We start from the raw sequence: 269 nt of genomic DNA on the forward strand, positions 1-269 counted from the left end.
ATGATGTATCAAGTTTAAACATTTTTAGTGTTTGAGCCACACTTTTCATTTGTATACAAACAAGTTTTTCTTTTGCTTCATCACTTTTACCAGTTAAGTTTGGTAAAACAAACATTGCAAGTAATCCTAAGATTATGATTACTACCATTAATTCCATTAAAGAAAATGCTTTTTTCAATACTTCTACCTCTTTATTTTTGTATATTCTACATAAAGCTTACTAAAAGAACATGAAAAGTTACAATACAATTACATGTAAATATGTTACT

At 25.7% G+C, this 269-nt stretch carries 1 protein-coding gene; it reads right to left on the reverse strand.

The genetic code is table 11. The annotated features are described in order from the left end of the window. Positions 1-178: prepilin-type N-terminal cleavage/methylation domain-containing protein (locus tag NLF92_RS14330; RefSeq protein WP_432420231.1), on the reverse strand; the 178-nt coding region annotated here is incomplete at its 3' end. Positions 179-269: the final 91 nt, after the last annotated feature.

Source organism: Opacimonas viscosa (assembly GCF_024199005.1).
In the GTDB taxonomy this organism is placed as follows: Bacteria; Pseudomonadota; Gammaproteobacteria; order Enterobacterales; family Alteromonadaceae; genus Opacimonas; species Opacimonas viscosa.